21 protein-coding genes are annotated in these 25,529 nt (G+C 65.6%); 11 read left to right on the top strand and 10 right to left on the bottom strand.

Going from position 1 to position 25,529, the window contains the following annotated elements; translation table 11 throughout:
• Positions 1-213: 213 nt before the first annotated feature.
• The 4 genes from J8I29_RS14510 to J8I29_RS14525 all read right to left on the bottom strand — a co-directional run bounded on the left by J8I29_RS14510 (position 214) and on the right by J8I29_RS14525 (position 3,223).
• Entirely contained in the window at positions 214-390 is a 177-nt protein-coding gene (locus J8I29_RS14510; RefSeq protein WP_181161245.1) for a hypothetical protein, read from the bottom strand.
• Between the two features lie 172 nt (positions 391-562).
• The gene (locus J8I29_RS14515) at positions 563-916 is read right to left on the bottom strand and encodes a hypothetical protein (protein ID WP_209432207.1); all 354 of its coding nucleotides are present in this window, start codon (positions 914-916) and stop codon (positions 563-565) included.
• Between the two features lie 843 nt (positions 917-1,759).
• On the bottom strand, positions 1,760-2,092 hold the full coding sequence (locus J8I29_RS14520) for a YMGG-like glycine zipper-containing protein (protein WP_068294316.1): 333 nt from the start codon (positions 2,090-2,092) through the stop codon (positions 1,760-1,762).
• Positions 2,093-2,302: 210 nt separating this feature from the next.
• Positions 2,303-3,223 carry a LysR family transcriptional regulator gene (locus J8I29_RS14525; RefSeq protein WP_181161246.1) on the bottom strand — a complete coding sequence of 307 codons (921 nt, stop codon included), beginning with the start codon at positions 3,221-3,223 and terminating at the stop codon, positions 2,303-2,305.
• A 211-nt stretch (positions 3,224-3,434) separates the two neighbouring features.
• Between J8I29_RS14525 and J8I29_RS14530 the strand changes: the two genes are divergently transcribed.
• Positions 3,435-4,796, top strand: coding sequence for an MFS transporter (locus tag J8I29_RS14530; RefSeq protein WP_209432208.1), 1,362 nt, complete (start codon positions 3,435-3,437; stop codon positions 4,794-4,796).
• Between the two features lie 151 nt (positions 4,797-4,947).
• Complete coding sequence (speB, locus tag J8I29_RS14535) at positions 4,948-5,916, top strand: agmatinase (RefSeq protein ID WP_209432209.1); 969 nt, start codon at positions 4,948-4,950, stop codon at positions 5,914-5,916.
• 40 nt (positions 5,917-5,956) lie between these two features.
• Here the strand turns inward: speB and J8I29_RS14540 are convergent, their stop codons facing one another.
• Genes J8I29_RS14540 through J8I29_RS14560 form a run of 5 tightly spaced genes read right to left on the bottom strand, consistent with a single transcriptional unit; the run spans position 5,957 to position 11,229 of the window.
• The gene (locus J8I29_RS14540) at positions 5,957-6,787 is read right to left on the bottom strand and encodes an ATP-binding cassette domain-containing protein (RefSeq protein ID WP_245197040.1); all 831 of its coding nucleotides are present in this window, start codon (positions 6,785-6,787) and stop codon (positions 5,957-5,959) included.
• Positions 6,788-6,796: 9 nt separating this feature from the next.
• Positions 6,797-7,690, bottom strand: a complete 894-nt coding sequence (locus J8I29_RS14545) for an energy transducer TonB (RefSeq protein ID WP_209432210.1) — start codon at positions 7,688-7,690, stop codon at positions 6,797-6,799.
• Between the two features lie 8 nt (positions 7,691-7,698).
• Positions 7,699-8,154: a TonB system transport protein ExbD gene (exbD, locus tag J8I29_RS14550; protein ID WP_105863683.1), complete on the bottom strand. Its 456-nt coding sequence runs from the start codon at positions 8,152-8,154 to the stop codon at positions 7,699-7,701.
• Between the two features lie 4 nt (positions 8,155-8,158).
• Complete coding sequence (exbB, locus tag J8I29_RS14555) at positions 8,159-9,043, bottom strand: tonB-system energizer ExbB (protein WP_209432211.1); 885 nt, start codon at positions 9,041-9,043, stop codon at positions 8,159-8,161.
• A complete protein-coding gene (locus J8I29_RS14560; RefSeq protein WP_209432212.1) occupies positions 9,037-11,229 on the bottom strand; it encodes a TonB-dependent siderophore receptor in 2,193 nt (730 codons plus the stop codon). Before J8I29_RS14560 ends, exbB begins: the two co-directional genes overlap by 7 nt.
• Positions 11,230-11,566: 337 nt before the next feature.
• Between J8I29_RS14560 and J8I29_RS14565 the strand changes: the two genes are divergently transcribed.
• From J8I29_RS14565 to fhuF, 9 genes are all read left to right on the top strand, one after another.
• Positions 11,567-12,475, top strand: coding sequence for an ABC transporter substrate-binding protein (locus J8I29_RS14565; RefSeq protein ID WP_209432213.1), 909 nt, complete (start codon positions 11,567-11,569; stop codon positions 12,473-12,475).
• Positions 12,462-14,444, top strand: a complete 1,983-nt coding sequence (fhuB, locus tag J8I29_RS14570) for a Fe(3+)-hydroxamate ABC transporter permease FhuB (protein ID WP_209432214.1) — start codon at positions 12,462-12,464, stop codon at positions 14,442-14,444. The genes J8I29_RS14565 and fhuB (J8I29_RS14570) overlap by 14 nt, the downstream gene beginning before the upstream one ends.
• A gap of 106 nt (positions 14,445-14,550) precedes the next feature.
• Positions 14,551-16,269, top strand: a complete 1,719-nt coding sequence (locus J8I29_RS14575; protein WP_209432215.1) for an ABC transporter ATP-binding protein — start codon at positions 14,551-14,553, stop codon at positions 16,267-16,269.
• Positions 16,270-16,586: 317 nt separating this feature from the next.
• A complete protein-coding gene (locus J8I29_RS14580; protein ID WP_105863689.1) occupies positions 16,587-17,099 on the top strand; it encodes a sigma-70 family RNA polymerase sigma factor in 513 nt (170 codons plus the stop codon).
• A gap of 254 nt (positions 17,100-17,353) precedes the next feature.
• Entirely contained in the window at positions 17,354-18,340 is a 987-nt protein-coding gene (locus J8I29_RS14585) for a FecR family protein (protein WP_209432216.1), read from the top strand.
• Positions 18,341-18,486: 146 nt separating this feature from the next.
• Positions 18,487-20,919 (top strand): TonB-dependent siderophore receptor, encoded by a 2,433-nt coding sequence (locus J8I29_RS14590; protein WP_209432217.1) that lies wholly within the window; start codon positions 18,487-18,489, stop codon positions 20,917-20,919.
• Positions 20,920-20,966: 47 nt separating this feature from the next.
• Positions 20,967-21,821: an ABC transporter substrate-binding protein gene (locus J8I29_RS14595; protein ID WP_209432218.1), complete on the top strand. Its 855-nt coding sequence runs from the start codon at positions 20,967-20,969 to the stop codon at positions 21,819-21,821.
• Entirely contained in the window at positions 21,814-23,811 is a 1,998-nt protein-coding gene (gene fhuB / locus J8I29_RS14600) for a Fe(3+)-hydroxamate ABC transporter permease FhuB (protein ID WP_209432219.1), read from the top strand. Before J8I29_RS14595 ends, fhuB (J8I29_RS14600) begins: the two co-directional genes overlap by 8 nt.
• Positions 23,812-23,816: 5 nt before the next feature.
• On the top strand, positions 23,817-24,506 hold the full coding sequence (gene fhuF, locus J8I29_RS14605; RefSeq protein ID WP_209432220.1) for a siderophore-iron reductase FhuF: 690 nt from the start codon (positions 23,817-23,819) through the stop codon (positions 24,504-24,506).
• Between the two features lie 63 nt (positions 24,507-24,569).
• Here fhuF and J8I29_RS14610 read toward each other — a convergent pair whose 3' ends face one another.
• Positions 24,570-25,328: a potassium channel family protein gene (locus J8I29_RS14610; RefSeq protein WP_245197014.1), complete on the bottom strand. Its 759-nt coding sequence runs from the start codon at positions 25,326-25,328 to the stop codon at positions 24,570-24,572.
• Between the last annotated feature and the right edge of the window lie 201 nt (positions 25,329-25,529).

Genomic DNA, 25,529 nt, shown 5'->3' on the forward strand with positions numbered 1-25,529 from the left:
CAGCGCCGCCGCTCAATCCGCGGCAACGCCGTCCGTCGATGGCCGCTGTATAGAAGAGCCCAACCGCCGGTGTCAACAGCCAAAACATCACTTTTTTGCAGAACCGTCATGCAAGCTTTGCGGCCCCGTAAAGCTTGACTCGAATCGTGTTTCCAAGCTCGCGCGGGCACGGATATTCACTCCCGGAACGACCGCGCTTTGCCGATATCAGGTTCATCCAATTTCCAGGGCATCGCGGTGTTCGGCATAGGTCGCCAAGCCATTGGCCCCGGCGCCTCGGCATCGCATCGCCTTGATGCTGCGGATGCGGTTATCGGCCCATCCCATCCGCCTCCAGCCTTGTTCCGGAGCCGGCATCGATGCGGCCAGCGTCCGATCGAGCACGATCACGACATTCGGCGTCTGAGGGAACCGGTGGTAGCGACAATCGCAAGCACCCCACGCCGACAGGTCCGGCAGTTTGCTTCACGCGCGGCTCCGCGCGGTGGCCATGTGTTTTTCGCTGCAACGGATCAGCAGGGCTGGTGCAAGCCGGCGCGAGCCAAGAGGCCGCGTCCTAACGTTACCGTGCGCGCTGCTGAAGCGCCTGGCGCAGCATTACAGCGGCGGCCCCGAGCGTTTCTCCGGGGTGGGCCTTGCAATATTCGCTGATCCAGCGGCGAATCGAGGTGCCGTCCTCGTCGATCAGCCAGTCCTCCGCCCGCTCGGCCAGGTTCGCTCCGCTCAGGAAGCCGGCGACCCAGGCCGCATAGGCCGTGCCCTGAGTCGAATTGGCGCTCGCCGTCCACCTGTCGCAGGTCACGTCCATATAACCGACGGCCGAGCGCCTCACTTCCTGGGCCAGAGCCAGGCTGAAATGCGCGGTGCCGGCATGGACCGCGGCAGACAACAGGATCGCTCCGATGACACCCCGCATGCCGTCAGCCCGGGAGATTGGTGTTGGCGGACATGGTGCGATCCTTTTCCAGCCGGGCCTGGAGGAAGGCGGTCAAATGCTGGCGCCCGTCCGCCTGTCTTGCCACCGCGAACCGAGACTTTCGCAAAACGGCAAGTTTCATTCGCTGTTGTCGGCGAACAGCCCTCGCACTGTCAACCATCCGGAGCGGCCGCTCCCGTTCCTGATCTCGAGGGGGCTGGAAAGCACTCCCCTGCCGGCACATCCAACCGAAGGTCTGCCCGTCAAACCGAGACCGCACCTTGACGGACGGACTGTCCCCCTCCGCCGGGTTGCCATTCGCCTGCTCGCCTTGTGCACCGGGCGCCCATCCATCCTTCATCCACCACCTTACCCGCCCCACTTCACGAAGCGGCCCCTGTTCCTTCTGCAACGGATGCGTCGTCCCTCGGTCATGATCGGACCAACGCTTATCGACAATCGGATCTATGCGCTAAAGGGCCTTTTCGGCTTTCCGATGACCAAGCAAGTCTCGGGCCTGTACTGAGTTATGCTCTCGATCATCAGGAAATGCTCCGCAGGTTCCCGCCACGCTGCCGACCCATGATGTTAAGCCGGATTTAGGCAAAAACATGGGTTCGGCGGCCAGGCAGGCCGGGCAAGGCCGTCATCTTCGGTCTGTTCGGGGAGTGCCGAAGGCGCGAAATCGAACCGGCGGGACGTCGTTGGCACCGCCGAAATCCCTGCCCCGCGGCAGATCTCATCGCGTGAAGGAGCTCGCATGAGCCGGACCGGGTGGCGAGCCGGCCATGAGGCCGGCCGCTGTTCTTCGGATGGGAATGTCTATCCCGCTCGCAAGCTTTCTCAGTAATAGGCCGTGCAGACGCGGTTGCCGTAGGAATCGTAGCCGACCTGGGCGCATTGGCGCGGACCGCCACCATAGCCATCATAACCCGGCTCGGGTTCGCGGCTCGGCGTGGTGGCCGCACCGACGGCGGCACCGCCGGCCGCACCGATGGCACCGCCGATGAGGGCACCGCGTCCCTTGTTCTTCGAAACACCGGCACCAATGGCGGCGCCGGCCACGCCGCCGAGCACACCGCCACCGACCGCCCGGTCCCCGGGATTGTCCGACGCACACCCCGCTACCGACATAGCGACGGCGCCCGCTAAAACCGTGATCAGAATTTTTTTCATAGATCGGTCTCCGTTTGCCAGATTACCGCTAAGTAATGATTCGGTCACAATCGTGGCGAACGTATTTCATCGGTCTATTTTAACCATGCTCGGCGATTGTCATCGGCTTCTTTCAATCTGATTTGAGCCAATTCGGTTGAGACGAATTAGATGGACTATCCGATAACCCAGATCGACTTTTAAGGGCATCATCTATTTGATAGAAAGACATTATCCGAGCCGCTCCCCCATCTCGGGAAGGGCCAAGGTCGCCGCAAGATCGCGCGTGAATTGACGCGCCACTTCGGTCGGCTCGGGCTGCACGCGCAAGGCGATGTAAAATTGCGACCGCCACACCAGGCCGGGTCCGTCAAGGGTACGCATCTCGCCCCGCTCGACCCATTTGCTCGCGAAATGAACGGGCAGGAAACCAAGGAAACAACCGCTGCGGATCAGCACCGCCTGCGCTTCCATGTTCGAGACCGAGGCCGTGATCAGGGGATCCTGCAATGCGGCGAGTTCGGCGCGATGCAGATAGGGACGAACGGTCATGGGGTGGCGGGCGATCAGCGCCGGCGTGATCAGCGCCGGGTCGGCGTCAAAGAGCGGATGACTCCGCCCGCAATAGAGAGCATGTTCCTCCACATAGACAGGCGCATAGTCGATATTGGCTTGCCGGTTCGGAAACGGACCGATGGCGACGTGGATGTCTCCATTCTGCAACCCCTTGCCCAGCGCCTCGGGCGTGCCGACTTCCAGGCTGAGGCGAACCTGCTGTTCGCGCGCAAAGAAGCGCCGCACCGCCCGATGCACCGGCAAATCGGGATTGTCGGCCTCGCTGTCGACGATGCCCACCCGCAGATGACCGGTTAGGATTTTGCGCAGGACGCCGAGATTGGCCTCGCAGGTCTCGAGCGAGCCCAGCATGCGCTTGGCTTCATGATAGACCGCCTCGCCCTTGGGCGTCAGCGAGAAGCCCCCGCGTCCGCGCTGGCAAAGCGTGAAACCGAGGGCGAGTTCGAGATCCTTGAGATGGGTCGAGATCACGGACTGGCCCGCGCCCAGAACGGCCTGCGCTCCGCCAAAGCCGCCATGCTCCACTACCGCGCAGAAGGTGCGCAGGTTCCGCACCATGTAGTCGCTGATCCGCATGGCGGTCCCCGGGACAGAGAAGTTTCAACAGGCTCCCGTTACATCAAATTCCCCGATGCAAGAATTAAAAAGTTCCGAATTATGAATGCATCCATTTGCGGCATCGTTCCCAGCCAATCGCCCGGCTGCCCTTTGCCCATAGAAGGCACCATCACCATCCCGGCCGGACGACGCCTTGATGATCGCGCTTCATCCAAGAGGGGACGTTTCCATGAGTCATCCACACCCTGCGACCACGCCATCCCAACTTCGCGCCGGTGGCGATGCCGCGGCCACGAGCCCCGTCCTGCGCCGGGCTGCCTTCGCAAGCTTCATCGGCACCTTCGTCGAATGGTTCGACTATGCCGTCTACGGCTTTCTGGCGACGGTGATCGCCGTGGTGTTCTTTCCGGCCACTGACACACGCAGCGCCCTGATGGCCACCTATGGCGTCTTCGCCCTGTCCTTCATCGTCCGCCCGATCGGCGGCGTGATCTGGGGCCATTTCGGTGACAGGTTCGGCCGCAAATCGACCCTGACGCTGTCGATCTTCATCATGTCGTCAGCCACCTTCGTCATCGCCTTCCTGCCGTCCTACCAGACGGCGGGGCTGGCAGCGCCGGTGCTGCTCCTGCTGACCCGCCTCGTGCAGGGCTTTGCCGCCTCGGGCGAATATGCCGGGGCTGCCTCCTTCCTGTCCGAGCACGCGCCCGACCGCAAGCGTGGCATCTATACCTGCCTGGTGCCGGCCGGCGAAGCCGCGGGCCTGCTGGCCGCCTCGCTGTTCGTGGCCCTGCTGCATGCGCTGCTGACCACCGAACAGCTCCAGGCATGGGGGTGGCGCCTGCCTTTCCTGTTCGCGCTGCCCTTTGGCTATGTCGGCGTCTTCATTCGCCGCCGGCTCGAGGAGACCCGCCACTTCAAGTCCCTGGAGGCAGCGCATCACGTGCCGCCCGCACCGGTGCTCGAACTTCTCGGCAAGCACCGCCGCCAGGTGCTGATCGCCTTCGGCGGCACGCTGCTCAACGCGGTCGGCTTCTATCTCGTGCTCAGCTACATGCCCACCTATCTTGCCACCGAGCTTGGCATCAGTGAAACCGCCGCCTTTCTCGGCTCGACCATCACGCTCATGGTCTATCTCGCTTCGATCTTCGTGATGGGGGCGCTGTCGGATCGGCTTGGCCGCAAGGCGGTGCTGATCGCCTGTTCGCTGCTGTTCGCGATCCTCACCGTTCCGCTGTTCATCATGCTTTCGTCCGTCAGTTTCACCGGCCTCGGTTCCGGCGGCTTCCTGGCGATCCTGGGCATCTGGGCCTTGTTCGGCGCCCTCCTCGCCATGAATGGCGGCACGCTGCCGACGCTGCTGTGCGAATTGTTTCCCACGCGCGTGCGCTATTCGGGCTTTGCCCTCAGCTTCAACGCAGCGAACGCCCTGTTCGGCGGTACCGCGCCGCTGATCGCCACCTGGCTGATCGGCGCGAGCGGCAGCAAGCTCGCCCCGGCCTGGTTCCTGGTCGCCGCCGCCTTGGTCACCCTCGCCGCCATCGCCATGACGACGGCCGGCCGCGCCGGCTCCACCCTCGACGACGACTAGAGCAAAGTGCGTTCGAGTGTGAACGCCCATTTGCTCCAGCTCCTTGTTCCGATGCGTCTTTGCGATGCGCGGTGACCCCATCAAATCGCAAAACGCCATAGGGGCAAGACGGGGCAGCCACTCCACTTCCTGAAACTGCAAGGACCTATCGATGAACGAACACTCCTATGAAACCGGGCGGCTGAACCTGCCATTCGTCGGCATCTCCACCTTCGCAAAGCGCCCCTATGTCGCGGATTGGAAGCGCATCGATGCCGATGTCGCCATTCTCGGCGCCCCGTTCGATTTCGGTACCCAGTTCCGCGCCGGCGCGCGCTTCGGTCCCCGTGCGGTACGCGAGGCCTCCACCCTGTTCAGCTTTGGCCACGCCGGCGCCTATGACCATGAGGATGACCGTACCTATCTGCCGGCCTCGGTGAGGATGATCGACATCGGCGACGCCGACATCGTCCACACCGACACGCAAAAAAGCCACGCCAACATCAAGGCCGCCGTTTCAGCCATCCTCGACGCCGGCGCGCTGCCGGTGGTGATCGGCGGCGACCACTCCGTCAATATTCCCTGTATCGACGCCTTTGCGGGGCGAGGCGACATCCACATCCTCCAGATCGACGCCCATCTCGACTTCGTCGACGAGCGCCACGGCGTACGCTACGGCCATGGCAATCCGATGCGACGGGCCGCCGAGAAATCCTATGTCAGCGGTCTCACCCAGATCGGCATCCGCAACGTCTCCTCCACCGCCAAGGAGGGCTATGACGATGCCCGCCGGATGGGCTCGGACATCCTGTCGGTGCGGCAGATGCGTTCGCTCGGGGCCAAGAACGTGATCGAACGGATCCCGGCCGGCGCCCGTGTCTATGTCACCCTCGACATCGACGGATTCTGCCCCTCCATCGCCCCGGGAACCGGCACGCCCTCGCATGGCGGCTTCCTCTATTACGAGGTGCTGGAAATGCTGCAGGCGCTGGCGCGCCGCAACGAGGTGGTCGGGATGGACCTGGTCGAGGTGGCGCCCGATTACGACCAGACCGGAAGCACGGCGATCCTGGCGGCGCAGGTGCTGCTGAACTTCCTCGGTTTCGTGTTCGACGCCCGCTCGGCAAGGACAGCGGCCTGATCCGAAGGAATGGTCCCCAGCCGGTCCCGACGTAGAGCAGCTACAGCACGAAGCTCACCGGTCCCCCGCTCTGGGGATGGGGCATCACGCCCATCTCGATACCGTAGATCGATTTGAGGCAGGCGGGCGTCATGATCTCGGCGGGCGTGCCGCGGGCGATCAGGCGGCCGCCATGCAGGGCGACCAGTTCGTCGCAATAGCGGGCGGCCATGTTGACGTCGTGCAGCACCACGATGACGCCGATGCCGCGCTCGCGCGACAGGCGCTGGACCAGGGCCAGCACGTCGACCTGATGGGCGATGTCCAGCGCCGAGATCGGCTCGTCGAGCAGGAGGCAGCGCGTATCCTGCGCCATCAGCATGGAGAGCCAGACGCGCTGGCGTTCGCCACCCGACAGCGTATCGACTAAACGGTCGGCGAAGGGGCCGACATCGGCCAACGCCATGGCCTCGGCAACCTTCTCGGAATCGGTCTTGCTGAACCGGCCGAACGGGCCGTGCCAGGGATAGCGCCCGAGGGCGACGAGCTCCTTGGAAAGCAGGCTGGTCGCCGGCGGGATATGCTGGGGTAGATAGGCGACCTGGCGGGCAAAGGCCCGTTCGCCCCAGTCCCCGAGCAAGGTGCCGCCGAAGCGCACGGAGCCGGAGGTCGGCGCCTGCTGGCGCGCCAGGATCTTGACCAAAGTCGACTTGCCCGAGCCGTTATGGCCGACCAGCCCGATCACCCGCCCTGGCGCCAGCGACAGCGTTAGGGGCTGCAGCAGCACGCGCCCGGGGATGGCGAAGCTGACGTCCTCGAGCGCGAACAGCGGCGCGTCGGCAGGGGCCGATGCCAGTAAGGGTGCGTTCTCATGCAAAGCGGTCATATGCATCGGCATGCGTCACTCGAATGTGATGGGTAAGGTTGGAGTTTTCGCACCGCCCGGCGGCGGCGGCAGCGAGCCAAGTCGGCGAATAGCGCTGAGGCCGCCAGCATCGACACTTGGATTGCCGCTCGAGCTGACAACACGGGGAGAAGAAACCTGCCCGCTTGCGCTGACCGAGAAGGCTACGCGGACTTTACCTTTTCCGTTCACGGAGATGGAGTTGGCTGCCCGCTTCACTCGCGCATTCACAGCGCTCACCCAAGCCGCGAGCTCGTCGCCCGTCGCCGAACCTGACTGGCGCGGCGCTGCGGCCTGGGCCGCTTGCCGGCGGGGCGCGACGACGGTGGGCTTGGGCTGCACGACCTCGCGCTGCCGCTCCGGTTGTTTACGGGGCGCCGGCTTCTTCTCTTTCTTCGGCTTGGGCTGCGGCTTGGGCGCGGCCGGCAGGATCACCTCGGCCTTGTCCTTCGTCGGCAAGTCAGGCACCACCTCCGGAGGAGGCTCCGGCGGCGTGTCGGGCTCCACCGTTTCCGGCTGCACCGGTTCAGGCGGCGTCTGCTCCGGCACCTGCTGAGGCTCCACCGGCGTGGGCTCGACCTCCTGCGTCTGCGGCTGGACCGGCTCGGGTTCGACCGGCTGGACCGTATCGGTCGTGGTCTCCTGCGCCTGCTCGGGCTGGGCCTCGGCGACGGCCTCCTGGGGCGGGGCTTCAGGCAGGGTGGTGGGCGGGGCCAGATCGAACTCGATGGCCGGTTCGGGATTGCCGGCAGGCGGCGGGCCGATCGGGTGCCAGTCGCGGGCAGCCCAGATGCCGGCGCCATGCACGAGCAGCATCACGGCCGCCGCTGCGGTCCACAGGACGACGTTGGGCAAGGTCGAGGACTTGCCGGGCAGCCTGGACAAAGGCACCTGCTCACTCATTGCTGCGGCGCGGCGCCCGTGCTGGAGGCCTGTCCGGTATCTTCCAGGCCGACCAGGGCGATCTTGAGATAGCCCGCATTGCGCAGGAGATTCATCACGCCCATGATGTCGCGATAGGCCACGCCCCCATCGGCGCGCAGGAAGACGCGCTGTTCGCGGTCCGACCCCGTGAGCCTGTCGATGGCCGGCTGAAGCTGTTCGCGCGGGATGCCGTCGTCTCCGAGCGCCAGGGTCAGATCCTTCTTCACCGTCAGGAAGACCGGCTTGTCCGGGCGCGGCTGCACCTTGGCATTGGAGACGGGCAGGTCGACGGCGACGTCGACGGTGGAGAGCGGCGCCGCCACCATGAAGATGATCAGCAGCACCAGGATGACGTCGATGAAGGGCGTGACATTGATGTCGGAGACTTCCGACAGGTCGCCGTCCTGCGGATCCTTGAGGGAAACGCCCATGCCGTCAGCCCGCCGTCTGCGTACGCGCCGGTGCCAGCGTGCGGACGGGGGCGGCATTGCCGTTCCGCTCCAGATCACCGCGTTCCTGGCGCTCGAGATCGCGCGAGACATGCTGCAGCACCTCGCCCGAAGCATCCGACAGGAGAGCCCGGTAGCCGGCAATGGCGCGGGCGAAGACGTTGTAGATGATCACGGCCGGAATGGCCGCGACGAGGCCGATCGCGGTGGCGAGCAGGGCCTCGGCGATGCCGGGGGCCACCACCGCCAGATTGGTGGTGCGCGATTGCGAGATGCCGATGAAGGAATTCATGATGCCCCAGACCGTGCCGAACAGGCCGACGAAGGGGGCGGTGGCGCCGATGGTGGCGAGCAGGCCGGTGCCGCGCGTCATGGAGCGGCCGGCACGCGCCTCGATACGTGCAAGCGCGATCGCCAGGCGCTCCTTGATGCCCTCGGCCGGCAGGTCGTCCGAACGCCGCAATTCGCGGTTGGCCGCCGTCACGAGATCGGCGACGGCCCCCTTGCCGGACAGGCGCGCCGTGATGGACCGGGACGCAGCCTCCAGGCTCTCGGCACCTTCGAGCAGGCGCGCGGCCGCCTGCGCCCGCCGCTTGGCCGCGAGCAGTTCGACACCCTTGGCCAGCCAGATCGTCCAGGTCACCAGCGAGGCGAAGGCGAGCCCGATCATCACGCCTTTCACCACGATATCGGCCTGCATGAACATGCCCCAGGGGGACAGGTCATGCGGCAGGATGCTGGCGGCGGTGGCGACTGGATCGCCGGCGGGCGGAGGCGCCGGCTGTGCGTCCTGGGCGAAAGCCTGAACCGGCGCCATCAAGGCAAGCGAAATCACGGCCATCAATGGCCCGTTGCGGCGAAAATCTACCATGTGTAGCTGGCCTTCAGAGTTGCGACGCGGCCCGCGCCGTAGTTGCAGCCATAGATGCCTGAACAGCCCGCGACGTAACGCTTGTCGAAGACGTTGTTCACGTTCAGGGCAAGGTCCCATGCCTTGTATTTGTAGTGCATGCCGAGATCGACGAGGGTGACGGCCGGCACCTTGTAGAGGTTCTGGTTGTCGGCATAGGACGAGCCGATATAGCGAATGCCGCCCTGCAAGCCGAGATTCTGCAGTATCCCCTCCTGGAAGGTATAGTCGGCCCACAGCGAGGCGGTGGTTTCCGGCACCACGTTCGGCCGCTTCTCGACCACGGTGGGATCGGTGTCCTTCTCGATGCGAATCTGCGAGGCGGTGAAGGCAGCCGTCATCTTGAGGGCGTCGGTGACGTTGGCCTGCACTTCGAATTCGAAGCCGCGCGAGCGCACCTCGCCAAGCTGGTTGCTGAAGAAGGGGTGCGCAGTATCCGGCGTCACCACATTCTGCTTGGTGAGGTCGTAATAGGCGGCGGTGATCAGGCCGTCGAAGAAGGTCGGGCGATATTTCACGCCGGCTTCGTACTGCACGCCGGTCTCCGCCTTGAAGGGCTGGCCGGCAAAATTCGATCCGATCACCGGGTTGAAGCCGCGGGAAACCGAGACATAGGGCGTGATGCCGTTGGCGAAGGCGTAGGACAGGCCGGCACGGCCGCTGAAGGCGCCTTCGACGCCGTTGAAATTGGCATTGCCGACCGAGGCGGTGCTATCCGTCCAGACCCGGTCATAGCGCCCATTCAGGGTCAGCAGCCAATTGTCGGCGAAGCTGATCTGGTCCTGCAGATAGGCGCCGAGCTGGTGCATGGTGTATTTCTGGCGCAGATAGGGCGTGACCACCCCGCCCTGCGGCGCGCCATAGACCGGATCGGTGGGGCTGATGGGCGTGGCGTTGAATAACCCCTGCATCTGGTTGATGGCATAATATTTGTAGTCGAGGCCGAACAGCAGGTCATGCGCCAGCGGCCCGGTGTCGAACCGGCCTTCGAGCTGGTTGTCGGCCGAGAAGGTGTTGGCGGTGGTGTGGTGGGCAAAGCCAGTGCGGTAAAGCTCGTTGCCGGGGGTCAGCGGAAGCGGGTTTCCCCCACCATAGGCGGCATCCGGATTGTAATAGCCATAAGGGTAGGCGTAGCGCTCGCGCGTATCGAGATAGGCGTAGCGCACGTTCTGGCGGAAGGTCCAGGCATCGTTGAAATCGTGCTTGAACTGGTAGCCGATCATCGCCTGCGAGCGGCGATACATGTCGTCGGACGGCTCGGCGGAGTAGAAATCACGAGGGATGCGGCCGAACCGCGTCGGCCTCACCGTGCCGTAATAGGGCAGGAAGCCGCCGGTATGGTCGAGATCCATATTGGTGTAGTTGGCCAGCAGCGTCAGGCTGGTCGCATCATTGGGCTTGTAGGTCAAAGCGGGGGCGATGAAGCCCTGGAATCCCTTGGCCTTGTCGGTTTCGTAGCGCCCGCCCGCGATCCGGCCGGTCAGGCGATAGGTCCACACACCGGCTTCGTCGATTTTGCCGCCGAGGTCGAACCCCGTGCTGGCCTGGCCCCAGCTGTTGACGCCCGCCTCGATCCGGCGCAGCGGCTCGTCGCTCGGCCGCTTGGAGACGAGGTTGAGGATGCCGCCGAGATTGCCGCCGCCATAGAGCACCGAGGAGGGGCCGCGCAGCACCTCCACGCGCTCGAGGGCGTAGGGATCGACGTAGAAGCTGCCGAAGGCATATTGGTAGAGCGGCAGACCATCGAGGAAGATGCCGGTCTGGCTGGCGTCGAAGCCGCGGATGAACACCCAGTTGGTGCGCGGGTCGTGACCATAGGGCGCACCGGTCACGCCGGGCGTGTAGTAGAAGACCTCGTCGAGCTTCTGGGGCTGGCGCGCCTCCAGCTGGTCGCGGCCGATCACGGTCACCGATTGCGGAACCTTCTCGATCGGCGTGTCGGTCTTGGAGCCCGCCGTGGTCTTCTTGGCGACATAGCCCGTCACCGGGCTCGTGCCGGTCCCGCCGCTGACGACAACCGGGTCAAGCGCAATCGTTCCGCCATTGCCACCCTCCTGTGCCGCCGCGGCCGTCGCCGCAGCCAGCATCAACAGGCCCGATGCCGTTCCCGTGCACAGCTTGACGCAAACTCCAACCCGCCGGTCCATTACCTCTGCCATCCCAATGAGAGAAACAATATCGCGCAGCGTCACGAGCCTGCAGCGTCATTTGGCAGACGTTTAGACCAACAAGCTTTGCCATGTAAACAAACTTATAATAGAATTACTCGCAGACAAATACGATTATACTTGTTTTGGTTTGCACAATTTATAGGAATTCAAAACTGCACAAGAGCTGAGATATTCTCTGTTGCATATTATATATTTCAAGTGTCATAAGCCGACGCTCGGCTCTCCTGGCAGCGCGGCCAAGGATGCCTGCAATCCCAGCAAGACAAGCCCTCGATGGGTCGGTGACTTTGAGGCTCGGTATGAGATCTTTTCGGTGAAATGGCCCGCCCTGTGCCATGGGGTCATCGTCGTCGCCTGCCTGGCACTCGTCCCGGGCGCCGCACATGCCCAAGCGGCGACCGTGCCTGAGCGCATCGTCGTGCTCGACTGGACGGCGACGGCCATGGTGAGGTCGCTTGGTATCGATCCCGTCGGTGTTGGTGATGCCGACCTCTATCGCATCTGGGTGGGCGAGCCGGCCCTGTCGCAGGGTACGCCGGATGTCGGCCTCCGCGACACGCCCAGCCTGGAGGCCATAGCCCCGCTCAAACCGGACCTCATCATCGTCAGCCCGCTCGGTGCCGCGGCGCGCCCCGCGCTGCAGCGCATCGCGCCCACCCGGGAGGTGGCGGTCTATTCCGGCGCGGGCGATCCCCTGCGCCATGCCGAAACCGAGCTCCAGGCGCTGGCCAAGGCCACGGGACGCGAGGCGCGGGCGCAGGCCGTCGTGACACGGGCCGATGCCGAGTTTGCGAACTTGCGCCGGCACCTCGCAGGCACGGCCATGCCCCGCCTGCTGGTCATCCAGTTTCTCGACAAGCGCTTCGTGCGGGTCTACGGCCCTTCCAGCCTGTTCGGCGGTGCCCTGCAGCGGCTCGGCCTCGCCAATGCCTGGAACGCGCCGACCAATGGCTGGGGCTTTGCCCTGGTGGGCGTGGAGAAGCTTGCCCCCTTTGCCGACGCCGAGATCGTGGTGGTCGATCCGCTGCCCTCCGAGGTGACGCTTGCACCCGATACGAACAGCCTGTGGGGCAATCTGCCGGCGGTGAGGCAGGGCCGCGTGAAGCGGCTTGCCGCAACCTGGCCCTTCGGCGACCTCACGGCCGCCCAGCGCTTCGCCCGTCTCCTGGTCGAGGCCTTCAGTGGGACCCGCGCGGCGGATGGCGGCAATGCCCGGCTCTGACGCATACCGCCCCGTGCTTGCCTATGCGGTCCTCGGCCTGCTGGCCCTTATACTGACCGGCTGGTGCTGGACGACGCAATTGCCGGCCCCGCAATGGTGGGGCGCCCTGCTCCATCCCCGGCTCGATGACCCGCAGCAGCTCGTCTTCCACTTCGCGGCCCTGCCCCGCGCGCTCACCGCGCTTCTGGCCGGCGCGGGGCTCGGCCTGGCCGGCCTCCTGCTGCAGCAGACCCTGCGCAATCCGCTGGCTTCGCCCACCACGCTCGGCCTGGAGGCGGGCTCCCAGCTCGCCTTGACCGTGGTGCTCGTCGCGGCACCCGGCCTGCTCATGCTCGGACGTCCCGTGATCGCTCTGGCCGGCACGCTGCTGGCGCTGGGCTTCGTGATGGCCTGCGCGGCGCGCAATCGCTTCTCATCCGTCGCCCTGGTGCTGGCCGGCCTGGTGGCGGGATTGTTCTGCGGCGCCCTCACCATCGCGCTGCGCCTTCTCAACCAGGAATTCGTCGCCATCCTTTTCCTGTGGGGCGGCGGCTCGCTGGCGCAGCAGGACTGGTCGGCCCCGGCGGCGCTGGCGCCGTCCATCGGCGCGCTCTACCTCCTTGCCGCCCTGTTGGCCCGCCCCTTTGAGTTGCTCGCCCTGGATGAGGAAAATGCCCGCGCTTTGGGCGTGCCGCTCGGCCTGGTGCGCAGCGCCGGCCTCCTCCTTGCCGCCTTGCTCACGGCGGTGGTCACGGCCCATGTCGGGGTGATCGGCTTCGTCGGATTGGCAGCACCGCAAATCGCCCGCCTCGCCGGAGCCCGCCGTTTTGGCACCCGGCTGCTGCTGGCGCCTCTGACCGGCGCCCTGCTGGTGCTGGCGGTCGATGCCATCGTCGGGCTGCTGGAAGCCGCCGGCATCATCGACCTGCCCACGGGCGCGGCCACGGCCCTGCTGGGCGCCCCGCTCCTGCTCTGGCTTCTGCCGCGCTTGCGCCGCAGCGAGCCCCCCTCCCCGCAGCGCTCCCTGGCCACCGGTGCTCGTGACCGGACCCGGCTCCTGCCTGTACTCGCGGCGCTACTCGTCCTGGCTGTGGCCGGCGCCCTGCTGATCGGCCATGGCAGTTTGGGCTGGCGGCTGATCCCGCCGGCAGACTTCGCCCTGGTCGAGCCCTGGCGAGCCCCACGCGCCTCGATCGCCGCCCTTGCCGGTGCCATGCTCGCCACGGCAGGCCTGCTGCTGCAGCGGATATCCGGCAATCCGCTGGCCGCACCCGAGGTTCTCGGCATCGGCACCGGCGTTGCCTTCGGCATGGCCCTGGCGATGATCCTGGGCCAGACGACCGGCTTGGCTGCCCACACCGCCGCCGGTGCGGCCGGGGGTTTTCTTGCGCTCTTCCTGGTGATGATGGTCGGCCGCCGCAGCGGCTTTGCCCCAGACCAGGTCCTACTCACCGGCCTTGCCCTCTCGGCGCTGCTCGACGTCGTCATCGTCGCCTTCCTCGCATTGGGCGATCCGCGCGCGCCGCAGGTGCTCGCCTGGATGGCGGGATCGACCTATTACGCCGATTGGCCCAGAGTCCTGACGACGGCAGCGTTTGCGGCCCTGCTGCTGCCGGCCGCCCTTGCGCTGAGGCGATGGCTCGACATCGTGCCGATGGGCCCGGTCACGGCCAGGGCGCTCGGACTGCCGGTCCAGACCAGCCGGCTGGCGATCCTGGCCATGGCTTCGCTGCTGACGTCGGTCGCTGTGATGGCCACCGGCCCGCTCACCTTCGTCGGCCTTGCCGGCCCGCACATGGCGCGCCTCATCGGCTTGCGCCGGGCCTGGTCGCAAATCCTCGGCTCGGTTCTGATCGGCGCGCTGGTCATGGTTGTCGCCGATGTCCTGGCGCGTACGCTGATTGCCCCCCGCGAACTGCCGACCGGTATCGTGGCAGCCCTGATCGGATTGCCCTATCTGATCTGGCAGCTCGGGCGCAGGCCGCAGTGAGGGGGATGAAGACGATGAGGCCCCGAAGGGAGGCAATGGCCCCGCTCCGGCGCGCCGTGTATAGCTTGCGCCCGATACGTCCTACATTCCTGATTGCTCGACCACCATGGCCTTACTGAAACGCTTCGCCGCCTATTACCTGCCCCATCGCGGCCTGTTCCTGCTGGATTTTTCCTGCGCGATCGCCTCCGGCCTGCTCGAGCTCGGCTTTCCGGTCGCGATCAAGATCTTCATCGATACGCTGCTGCCGTCAGGCCAGTGGCATCTGATCACCCTGGCCTGTGTCGGCCTTCTCGCCGTCTACGTCATCAACACGGGATTGATGGCGATCGTGACCTATTGGGGCCACATGCTCGGCATCAACATCGAGACCGAGCTGCGGCGCAAGGCGTTCGACCATCTGCAGAAACTGTCCTTCGGCTTCTTCGACAACAACAAGACCGGGCATCTCGTCGCCCGGCTCACCAAGGACCTGGAGGAGATCGGCGAGATCGCCCATCACGGCCCCGAGGACCTCTTCATCGCGGTGATGACGCTGGCCGGCGCCTTCCTCCTGATGTTCTCGCTGCATGTCGAGCTCACCCTCATCACGGCCATTGTCGTGCCTGTGACGGCCTGGGTGACCCTGCGCTATGGCGGCCGCATGACCAAGAACTGGGGTGCGCTCTATGACAGCGTCGGCAGCTTCAACACCCGCATCGAAGAAAATGTCGGCGGCATCCGCGTGGTGCAGGCTTTCGCCAACGAGGACCATGAGCGGGCCCTGTTCTCGCGCGACAATTCCAATTATCGCCGCACCAAGCTGCAGGCCTACTGGCTGATGGCCGCCTCCAACTCGCTGAGCTATCTGAGCATGCGGCTCACCCAGCTCGCCGTCATGGTCGCCGGCAGCTATTTCGTCCTCACGGGCCAGCTCAGCCATGGCGGCTTCGTCGGCTTCCTGCTGATGATCGGGGTGTTCTTCCGTCCCATCGAGAAGATCAACGCCGTGATCGAGACCTATCCCAAGGGCATTGCCGGCTTCCGCCGCTATCTCGACTTTCTCGACACCCGGCCCGACATCACCGACCGCCCCGATGCCCGGCCTGCTCCGCCGCTCACCGGCGCCATCCGTTACGAGAAGGTCGGCTTCGGCTATACGCCCGACCGGCAGATCCTGGCCAATCTCGATCTGTCGATCGCGGCCGGCGAGACGGTGGCCTTTGTCGGCCCGTCGGGCGCCGGCAAGACCACGATCTGCTCGCTCCTTCCCCGCTTCTATGACGTCACCGAGGGTGCCATCACCATCGACGGCATCGACATCCGCGACCTGACGTTGCGCTCCCTGCGCAGCCAGATCGGCATCGTGCAGCAGGACGTCTTCCTGTTCGGCGGCACCATCCGCGAGAACATCGCCTATGGCCGCCTCGAAGCGAGCGAGGGCGAGATCCTCGAGGCGGCCCGCCGCGCCCGGCTCGATGGCGTGATCGCCTCGCTGCCCAACGGCCTCGACACCCTCATCGGCGAACGCGGCGTCAAATTGTCGGGCGGCCAGAAGCAGCGCCTGGCCATTGCCCGCATGTTCCTGAAGAACCCGCCGATCCTGATCCTCGACGAGGCGACCTCGGCGCTCGACACCGAAACCGAGCTCGCGATCCAGCAGGCCCTTGCCGAACTGTCCAAGGGGCGCACCACCCTGGTGATCGCGCATCGCCTGGCAACGATCAAGAATGCCGATCGCATTCTCGTCGTCGACGGCGGCGGCATCGTCGAACAGGGTCGCCACAGCGATCTCCTCGACAAGTCCGGAATCTATGGCCGGCTGCACCGGGCGCAGTTTGCCTGAGAACAGCCAGGGCGTCTTTGCCCTGTCCCCGACAAGGGTGGAATGACAGGGACGCGCCAGACAAGGGCGCTCGACAAATGAGTATTTCCGGCTGGATGGGTTTGGCGGCAGAACGGCGTGGCTGCACCATCCTTTAATGTAGAATTACAGCGTAACTTAATTTTTTCTTGATTAATACTAAAGATCATCGCAATAATATGCTAATAATCTGCACAATTTAGAATAAATATAAATCATTTTCGTTGAGCGGTGCTGCTTTTCTGGATAATGCTTGGTCACCTGCCCAGCATCGCCGCCCCGCTCACAGATTTCGCTCCATGAACAGCCGCAGCCACGACATCGAAACTCTCTATGCCGCGGAGCGGCCTCGCCTGGAGCGGACGCTGCGGCGCAAAGTCAGGAGTCGGGATGCAGCGCTCGACCTCATCCAGGACATGTTCCTGCGGATCTGGGAGCGCACCAGCGACACCACCGGCAACGCATCTGCGTTCCTGACCCGTTGCGCACGCAATGCCGCGATCGATCACCTGAGGTCGGAGGCGAGGCGCGAGCGCCTGCAGGAGGATACGCTGCCGAGCCAATATGCGGCCTCCCCGGCGACGCCGTTCGAAATCCTCTCGGCCCGCCAGAACCTGCAATTCCTTCAGGACACGATCGCGGCGCTGCCCCGGCAGACGCGGCATATCTTCCTGCTAAACCGCATTCACGGGCATAGTTTCATCGAGATCGCCGCGACGCTGGGCATATCGGAGCGCGCGGTGGCCAAGCACATGGCGCGGGCACTGGCTGCCTGCACCGCAACCGATGGTGCATCCGCGGACGGGGCCTGAAAGCCGCCGGCCGCCATCCTCCACCGACGCTCGTCCCTGACGATCGCGTCGGCAGGCATCACGCGACGGGCAAGCCGGGCGCAGTCGGGCTATAGTGCCGCAATTCTCTGGAGCAAAGCGTTTGGACGGAAACGCCGTTTTGCTCTAGCTCTTTGGTTCAGCGCGTCTTTGCGATTCGAGATGATTCCGTCTAATCGCAAAACGCTCTATCGCCCGGCGCCATAGACGAAAAAGCGGTTTCGAGGCCACAGATCATGGCATCCCCCCAATCCTCCAGAGCGGATGTCGAACAGGAGGCCAGAGACTGGTTCGTTCGCCGCCTCGGCGGGTTGTCGCGGACCGAGCAGGCCGCGTTCGAGCACTGGCTCGGATCCGATCCCGCCCATGCCGACGCCCTTCGCAGGACGGAGGAGGTCTGGAACGCTGCCGAGCAGCCTGCCCGCCGCCTTGCCACCCGTGAAAATGAAGCGCTCGCACCCTATCTCTATGCTGTCGACAGGGGCCGGCGCCAGCATCGCACCTTCCGGCGGCTGTCGACCGCCGCGCTGGCGCTGACCATTGGCCTCGGCGGTGTGCTCTGGCTGCAGAATCCCCATTTGCTGCAGAAATTGATGGCCGATCACAGCACCGGCCGCGGCGAACGGCGCACCGTTACGCTGTCCGATGGGTCCAAGGTGCTTCTCGATGCCGACAGCGCCCTCGACGAGACCTTCGACAAGAACGAAAGGCAGGTGAAGCTCCTGCGCGGCACCGCCTCCTTCGACGTCGCACCCGGCAAGGCTCCCTTCGTCGTGCGGGTGCCGGATGGCGCCATCAGGGACATCGGCACCCAGTTCGACGTCAATCTCGGCGAGGACGGCACTGTCGTCACGCTGGAGAGCGGCAAGGTCGCCGTCAAGGCCGAGCATATCGGCGAAGCGCTGCTGGACGAGCCGGGCCAGCGCCTTCGTTTCGACAGGCAGGGCCTCGGCGAGATCGAACAGGTCGATCTCAAGGATGCCCTGGCCTGGCGCCAGGGTCGCTATGTCTTCTACCGGGCCAGGCTCTCCGACGTCATCGAGGAGATCGCTCGCTATCGCCGGGGCAGGATCATCGTCACCGATGTGGGCCTCGGCGACCAGCTCGTCACCGGGAGCTTCAGCCTGGCCGATACGGATGCGGCATTGCAGTCTCTGCAGGCCAGCGTCGGCTTCCGCATGACCGCTTTGCCCGGCGGCCTCGTCGTGTTCATCCGGCCGTAAGGTGTCCGATTCCGCGATACGAAGAAAAATCTTCGCCAAGGGGTTCAGTGAAACGCCCCCTCGAACGTGAAGAGCATGGAGGCCGGTAACCACGGGTACCAAGACCGCGGTTTTGCCGGCGATCGATGATCGAGGGGATGGGTTCAATGAGTAGGCATGGCGTGAGGCGTGTGGCCGGCAGGATGGCGGCCGCCATGCTGATGGCTGGCACGACGGCAGGCGTGGGTGTATCGGCGGCCCGGGCCGAGCAGCCGGCGGAACAGCGTTTCGCCTTCAACATTCCGGCAAGGCCGATCCCCCAGGCGCTGAACGAGATCGGACGCGTCGCCGGTCTTTCCGTGGTTTTCCGCGAGAACAGCCCCATCAAGACGCTCGGCCGCCCGGTCCGCGGTTCGCTGACGGTGCAGCAGGCGCTTGCCAGGCTGCTGGCGGGCTCCGGCCTGAACTATCGCTTCAGCAATGCCACCACCGTCACGGTGCTTTCGTCCGACATCACCGCCAGCATTGGCGGCACCGGCAATCCGCAGGCCATCGAACTTGATCCCGTGACGGTCTACGGCCAATCGGCATGGGGACCTGTGCAGGGCTATGTCGCCCGCCAGAGCGCCTCTGGCACCAAGACCGATACGCCGATCATCGAGACCCCCCAGTCCATCACCGTTGTCACGAAGGACCAGATGGTGGACCAGAAGGTCGCCTCCCTGGCCGACGTCCTCACCTACACGCCAGGGGTCGGCATGCAGTCGCAGGGCTTCAGCCGCATGACCGACGACGTCATGCTGCGCGGCTTCGACGTCGCCACCGGCAATGGCGGCATGCTGCGCGACGGCATGAAGCTGCAATCCAACGTCTATGACAGCACCCAGGAGCCCTATGGGCTGGAGCGCGTCGAGGTGCTGCGCGGGGCTTCCTCCGTGCTCTACGGCCAGCTGGCGCCGGGGGGCGTGATCAACGCCATCTCCAAGCGTCCGACGCCGACGCCCCTGCACGAGATCAATCTCGAATATGGCAGCTATGACCGCAAGCAGGCCTCCTTCGACCTCTCCGATGCGCTGACGGCCGACGGCACCCTGCGCTACCGCCTGACCGGCCTGGTGCGGGACGCCGACAACTGGGTCAGGCACGTACCGGACGACAAGGTCTATATCGCGCCCGCCATCACCTGGCAGCCGAACGAGGCGACGTCGCTGACCCTCCTGGCGAGCTACCAGCACGTCAACACGCGCTTCATCACGCCGCTCTACTGGAACGATGTCGCGACCGGCCGCATCCCCCGCAAGCTGTTCCTGGGCGAGGAATCCTTCGATCGCTTCGTGGGCGACGCCTACACGATCGGCTATGCCTTCGAGCATCGGTTCGACGAGACGCTGAAGCTGCGCCAGAACGCCCGCTATTATTACTCCGACGTGAGCTGGGACTACATGCAGGCGGGCCTGCTGCCCGTCACCAACGGCCAGCTCGCGCGGCGGCCCAGCGTCCGCACCGAGCGCTCCTACGGCATCACCGCCGACACCTCGATCGAGAAGACCTTCGAAACCGGGCCGCTCAGCCACACGCTCCTGGCCGGCTTCGACTATTACCGCCGCAGCTACGACTCGCACCGCTATCGCGGCAACATCGTCCCGCTCGACATCGACAATCCGGTCTATTCCGGCTACCCGGTCATCAACTACGCCGTCGACCGCGGCAGCGACAATCTCAGCGACCAGTTCGGCATCTATCTCCAGGACCAGATTCGCCTGGGCAACCTGACCGTGCTGCTGGGCGGGCGCCATGACTGGAGCCGCGCAACGACCGTGAACTACCTGACCGGCGCCAGGTCGCGCCAGAACGACAGCGCCTTCACCGGCCGCGCCGGACTGGTATACCGCTTCGAAAACGGCATCGCCCCCTATGTCAGCGTCAGCCAGTCCTTCGCGCCGCAGCTCGGCCTGGACTCGGTCTCCGGCACGGCGCTCAAGCCCAATAAGGGCCTGCAATACGAAGCGGGCGTGCGCTACCAGCCCGAGGACACCAACCTGCTGCTCAGCGCCGCCGTCTACGAGCTCACCCAGCAGAATGTCAGCAGCATCGACGCTCTCGGCGATATCTATCAGATCGGCAAGGTCCGCTCGCGCGGCGTCGAGCTGGAGGCCCACTCCTCCTTCGGCAATCTCGACCTCGTCGCCAGCTACGCCTTCACCGACAGCAAGACCCTGCAGAGCGCCGTGGCTTCCACCATCGGCCGGCCGGTGGATCTGGTGCCCCGGCATTCCGCCGCGCTGTGGGCAAGCTACAAGTTCGACGATCTCGGCGTGCGGGGGCTGAAGATCGGCGGCGGGCTGCGCTATGTCGGGGAAACCTATATCGCCGACAGCATCGAAATACTGGGCAAGCCGACCCATGTGCCGGACTATCTGCTGGTCGATGCCATGGCGAGTTACGACCTCGGCGTGATCGACAAGAAGCTCGACGGCGCCAGCCTCACGGTCAATGCGCGCAATCTGTTCAACAAGAAATTCTACACTTGCGCCGGCTCGACGGGGTGCCGCTATGGCGAGCCGCTGACGGCAACAGCGACGCTGTCCTATAAATGGTAGCGCCGATTCCGGCTCCGAGGGCGACGCGGCGGGACTTGCTCCGCCTCATGCTCGCGGCTCCCCTGCTTGCCGGGATGAGTATCGAGGCCCGCGCGGCGACCCCGCTGCGCCTGGTCGCATTGGACCTGCTGGCGACAGAACTCCTCGTCTCGCTCGGCGTCAGCCCCGTCGCCGTGGCCAATGTCGCGCTCTATCGCAGGCTCGTCGCGCAGCCGGCGCTTGCCGATGACGTGATGGATCTCGGGCCGCTGCTGGAGCCCAATGCCGAGCTCCTGCAGGCAATCCAGCCCGACGCCATCGTCATGGCGGCCTGGCAGGCCGGCCCCCTGCGCCGCCTGCGCGAGATCGCGCCGCTGGTTCCCCTCGATGCGGCCTCGGCCGGCAAGTCCGGCGTCGCCCAGGCGACCGGGCTGCTCGTCCAGCTCGCGGAGCTGACCGGCAGGAAGGAGGCGGCGCAGGTCCTGGCTTCGCAGCTGGAGGCGACCTTCGCCGAGGCGCGCACCGCCCTCGCAGGGCGCACCAGCCGATCCCTCTATGTCGGCCGCTTCGCCCAGGATGGTCGCACCGTTGCCCTGTTTGGCGGAACGGGATTGATCGGCGACAGCCTGTCCCGGCTCGGCCTCGTCAATGCCTGGCGCGGGCGGGTGAACGGGTCCGGCGTGATCTCGGTCGGCATCGACCAGCTCGCCGGCGATCCCGAGGCCAGGATCGTGCATTTCGACCGGGGCGTGGAGACCCGCAATGCCCTGGCCCGGCTCGCCGACAATCCGCTCTGGCGGGCGCTTCCCGCCGTCAAGGCCGCCAGGCTGACGATGATGCCGGTGATCTACCCCAATGGCGGCGTCGCCTCGGCGATGCGTTTTGCCCGCCAGCTCGCTGAAAGCCTGCCGCACGATGCCTGAAGCCCGACTTGCAGCCAGCGGCCGTGACCGGATCATCGGCAGGATTTCCGGCTGGATCATCGTCAGCGCCGTCCTCCTCGGCCTGGCCGCGGCCCTGTTCCTGCTCAACCTTTCCCGCCAGGTCCCGCCTGCCGGCTGGCTGGCCCTGCTGGCCGGTGCCGACGACCTGCGCGCCATCATGGCCCGGGACGGACTGGCACCCCGCTTCTGCGCTGGCCTCCTCGGCGGCGGCGCGCTGGGGCTGGCCAGCGTGGTCCTGCAGCAGGTGCTGCGCAACCCGCTCGCCGAGCCGGGAACGCTGGGCATCTTTGCCGGCGCGAAATGCGCCATCGCCGCCTCGATCATCTGGGCTCCCGGCCTGCTGGCGTTGGGCTGGGATCTGCCGGCGCTCGCCGGCGGCATCGGCGTGGCCGCCATCGTCCTCCTGCTTTCGGCCCAGTCCGATTTTGCGCCAACCACCGTCACCCTGATAGGGCTGGTCGCTTCGCTCGCCTTCGGCGCGTTGGGCACCATGCTGGTGCTCACCCATTTCGACGCCCTCAGCGATCTCTATATCTGGGAGGCCGGTTCCCTCATCCAGAACGGATGGGACACCGTGCTGGCCCTGGCGCTGAAGCTCGGACTGGTGTCGCTCGCGATCCTCCTTCTCATGCGCCCGCTCTCGGCCATGCAGATCGAAGGCGCCGAGCAATTGGGCGTGCGGACGTCGCTGGTCAGGGGCGCGACCATCCTGGCCGCCGTCGGGCTGAGCGCCCTGGTCGCGAGCACCGTCGGCCTGATCAGCTTTCTCGGCCTAGCCGGTGCGGCCATCGCTCGCGGCGCGGGCGCGAGGCGGCTGCCGGCGCGCCTCGTCGCGGGCCCCCTGATCGCCGCCGGCCTGCTGGCGCTGACCGACCAGGCCCTGCTGGCACTGGCCGGCGGCATCGAGATTCCCGCCGGCATCACCGTGATGCTCCTCAGCGTTCCCCTGCTGCTCTGGATGCTCCAACACGCCCCGGCCGGAACGAGTGCTCTCGCCATGGCGGCCGAGCCGATGCGATTGCAGCTCGGCACAGCCTCGGCCTTTATCGGCCTTGGTGCGGCCCTCGTCGTGAGTTTCGCCCTCGCCGCCACATTTGGCCCCGGACCCGATGGCTGGCAATTCGCCCAAGGCGAGTTGTTTGCCGAATTGTCGATCTGGCGACTGCCCCGCATCACGGCCGCCTGTTGCGCCGGCGCCATGCTCGCCATGGCGGGATCGCTGCTGCAGCGCCTGACCCGCAACGAAATGGCCAGCCCAGAACTCCTCGGCATCTCCTCGGGAACCGCCCTGATGCTGCTGGTGGCGACCCTGTTCCTGCCGGGCCTCGACCGCTATGGCACGGCGGCGCTGTCCTGCCTGGCCTGCCTCGCCATCCTGGCCTGTGTGCTCTGGCTCGGCCGGCGCTCGGCCTTTGCGCCCGACCACCTCCTGCTGATCGGGGCAGGCCTCGGCGCGCTGCTGGCCTCGCTGCTGTCGATCCTGCTCGTCATCGGCGATCCCAGGATCCTGCGGGTGATCGGCTGGCTGTCGGGTTCGACCTATTCGGTCGATGCCGCCGAGGCACGCGCCATCGCCCTGGCGACGGCGTCAGCCTTGCTGCTGCCTTTGCCCCTGCTGCGCTGGATCGGGCTGATGCAGCTTGGCGAACCGGTCGGCCGTTCGCTGGGCGTGCCGATTGCCGGTGCGCGCCTCGCCGTCGTGCTGGTCGTCGCCGTGCTGACCGGCGTTGCAACCCTCTTCGTGGGGCCGTTGAGCTTTGTCGGCCTGATGGCGCCGCATCTGGCGCGGCTCCTTGGTATGAGGACGGCGCTGGCCGAGATCTATGGCTCGGCCCTGGTCGGCGCCGTGCTGATGATCCTGGCCGACTGGGTCGGCCGGACCATCGCCTTTCCCTGGCAGATCCCGGCCGGGCTGATCGCCACGGGCCTGGGCGGCGCCTATTTCATCGTGGCATCCTGGAAGCGATGACGGCCATGTTCGCCACCCTCTTCCAGGGTCCGCTCGCCTTTCTCGCCGACAATCTGGTGCTCGGGGCCGATGCCCGCCCCTTCATTCCCGCGACCGCCCTGGTCGAGGGCGAGGAACTCGCGCCGCTGCTGGCCCGCTTCGCCAGGAACTACCGGCGGCCGGAGGCGATCGCCGTGGCGACGCTCTGGTCGAAATGGCATTTTTCGATCCTGATTCCGCCCGTTTTGGCCGCGAACATCATCGCCGACTGGGGCCTGCCGGTCGGCATCGGGGAGATCGGCGTGATCCCCTCCGAAGACGGCCGCACCGCCGCCCTGCGCCTGCCGCATGCGGGGAGCCGTCTTGCCCCAGCCAATGTCCGCGAGCGTTTCGCAGCCCTGGTCGACGGCCATCTCGCCCCGGTGATCGCCGCGATCTCGCGCGCCAGCCCCCTACCCCCGAAGGTACTGTGGAGCAATGCCGGAACCATCGTCGAGCACAGCCTGGGCGAGTTGGAGGCATTCCTGGGAACGGGTCATCCAGGACTCTCCCAGGCCCGCGCCGTGCTGGCGACCCGGCGCTGGGACGACGGCACGAGCAACCCGCTGTTCGAGCCCGTCCGCTACAGCACCGAAAGAGGACGCAGGCGCAGGATCTGCTGCCTGCGCTATCGCATGGACAATCTCAAGCTTTGCAAGACCTGCCCACTCGACTGAGGGCAGGCCATAACCTGCCCAGGCGGCCGACCGGGCGCTCCCGCGGACCTCGATCGAGCGAGCCTACTCCCCATCATCCGGGATGTTCAGGACATGGCCGCAAGCTTTGCAGTGCACCGCGTCTGCCTCATGCCGGGAAAGCCCGCATTGGGGACAGCTGAAATTCACCTTGTGCGGCCGCACGATCGCCTGGGCCAGACGCACGAACAGGGACACGCCGATGATCATGGCGACGATGGAGGTGAGCTTGCCGAGATTGCCCGGCAGGGTGATGTCGCCGAAGCCCGTCGTGGTCACCGTGGCGACGGTGAAATAGAGGGCCTGGATATAGCCCTCGAAGCCATTCCCGTAGAACACGGTGTAGACGAAGCTGGAGACCAGGAACAGGAACACCGTGAGGTCGATCACGGCCCGTAGCGTGTCTTCCATCTGCCGATAGCCCGACTTGCGCAGCGCCAGCGTGAACAGATTGCTCTTGCTCAACGACCAGATGCGCAGCACGCGCAGGAACAGGTTGGAGAAGGCAGGCACCACGAAAGTGGCGAGAATGGCCAGGTCGATCCAGGTCATCGGCAGCAGCGCCCACTTTTTCAGACTGGGCGCGACGAGGGCGCTGGCCGCGAGTTCAAGCACGATGACCGCAGCGACGATGACATTGATGGCGGCATGCCAGGCCTCGTTCTTCATGCTCGGCCCGGCGATGAAGAAGGCGAGAATGCCGACATCGATGATGAAGCGCAGGATCTGGAAGCTGACGGCCTTCCGGCTCGAGCCAAGATAGAGCCCCCGGAGCGTATGGCGAATATCAGCGAGCGCGATCATGCCGCATTTCCTCTCAACCATGGGCTTTCCTGGCCGACCGATGCGTGTACGGTGCTCGGATCGGACCAAGCGCGTTTGGGCGAAAACGCCGCCCTACCCTAACGTCGCGCTTCGTCAAGTCCGTACGATTCTTGTGCCTTCGCACTGTTTACTCACAAGGTTGCGCAGCCTCGACATGTGCCGGGAGCGTCGCCCCTCACA

This window comes from Labrys sp. LIt4 (genome assembly GCF_017813775.1).
GTDB lineage: Bacteria > Pseudomonadota > Alphaproteobacteria > Rhizobiales > Labraceae > Labrys > Labrys okinawensis_A.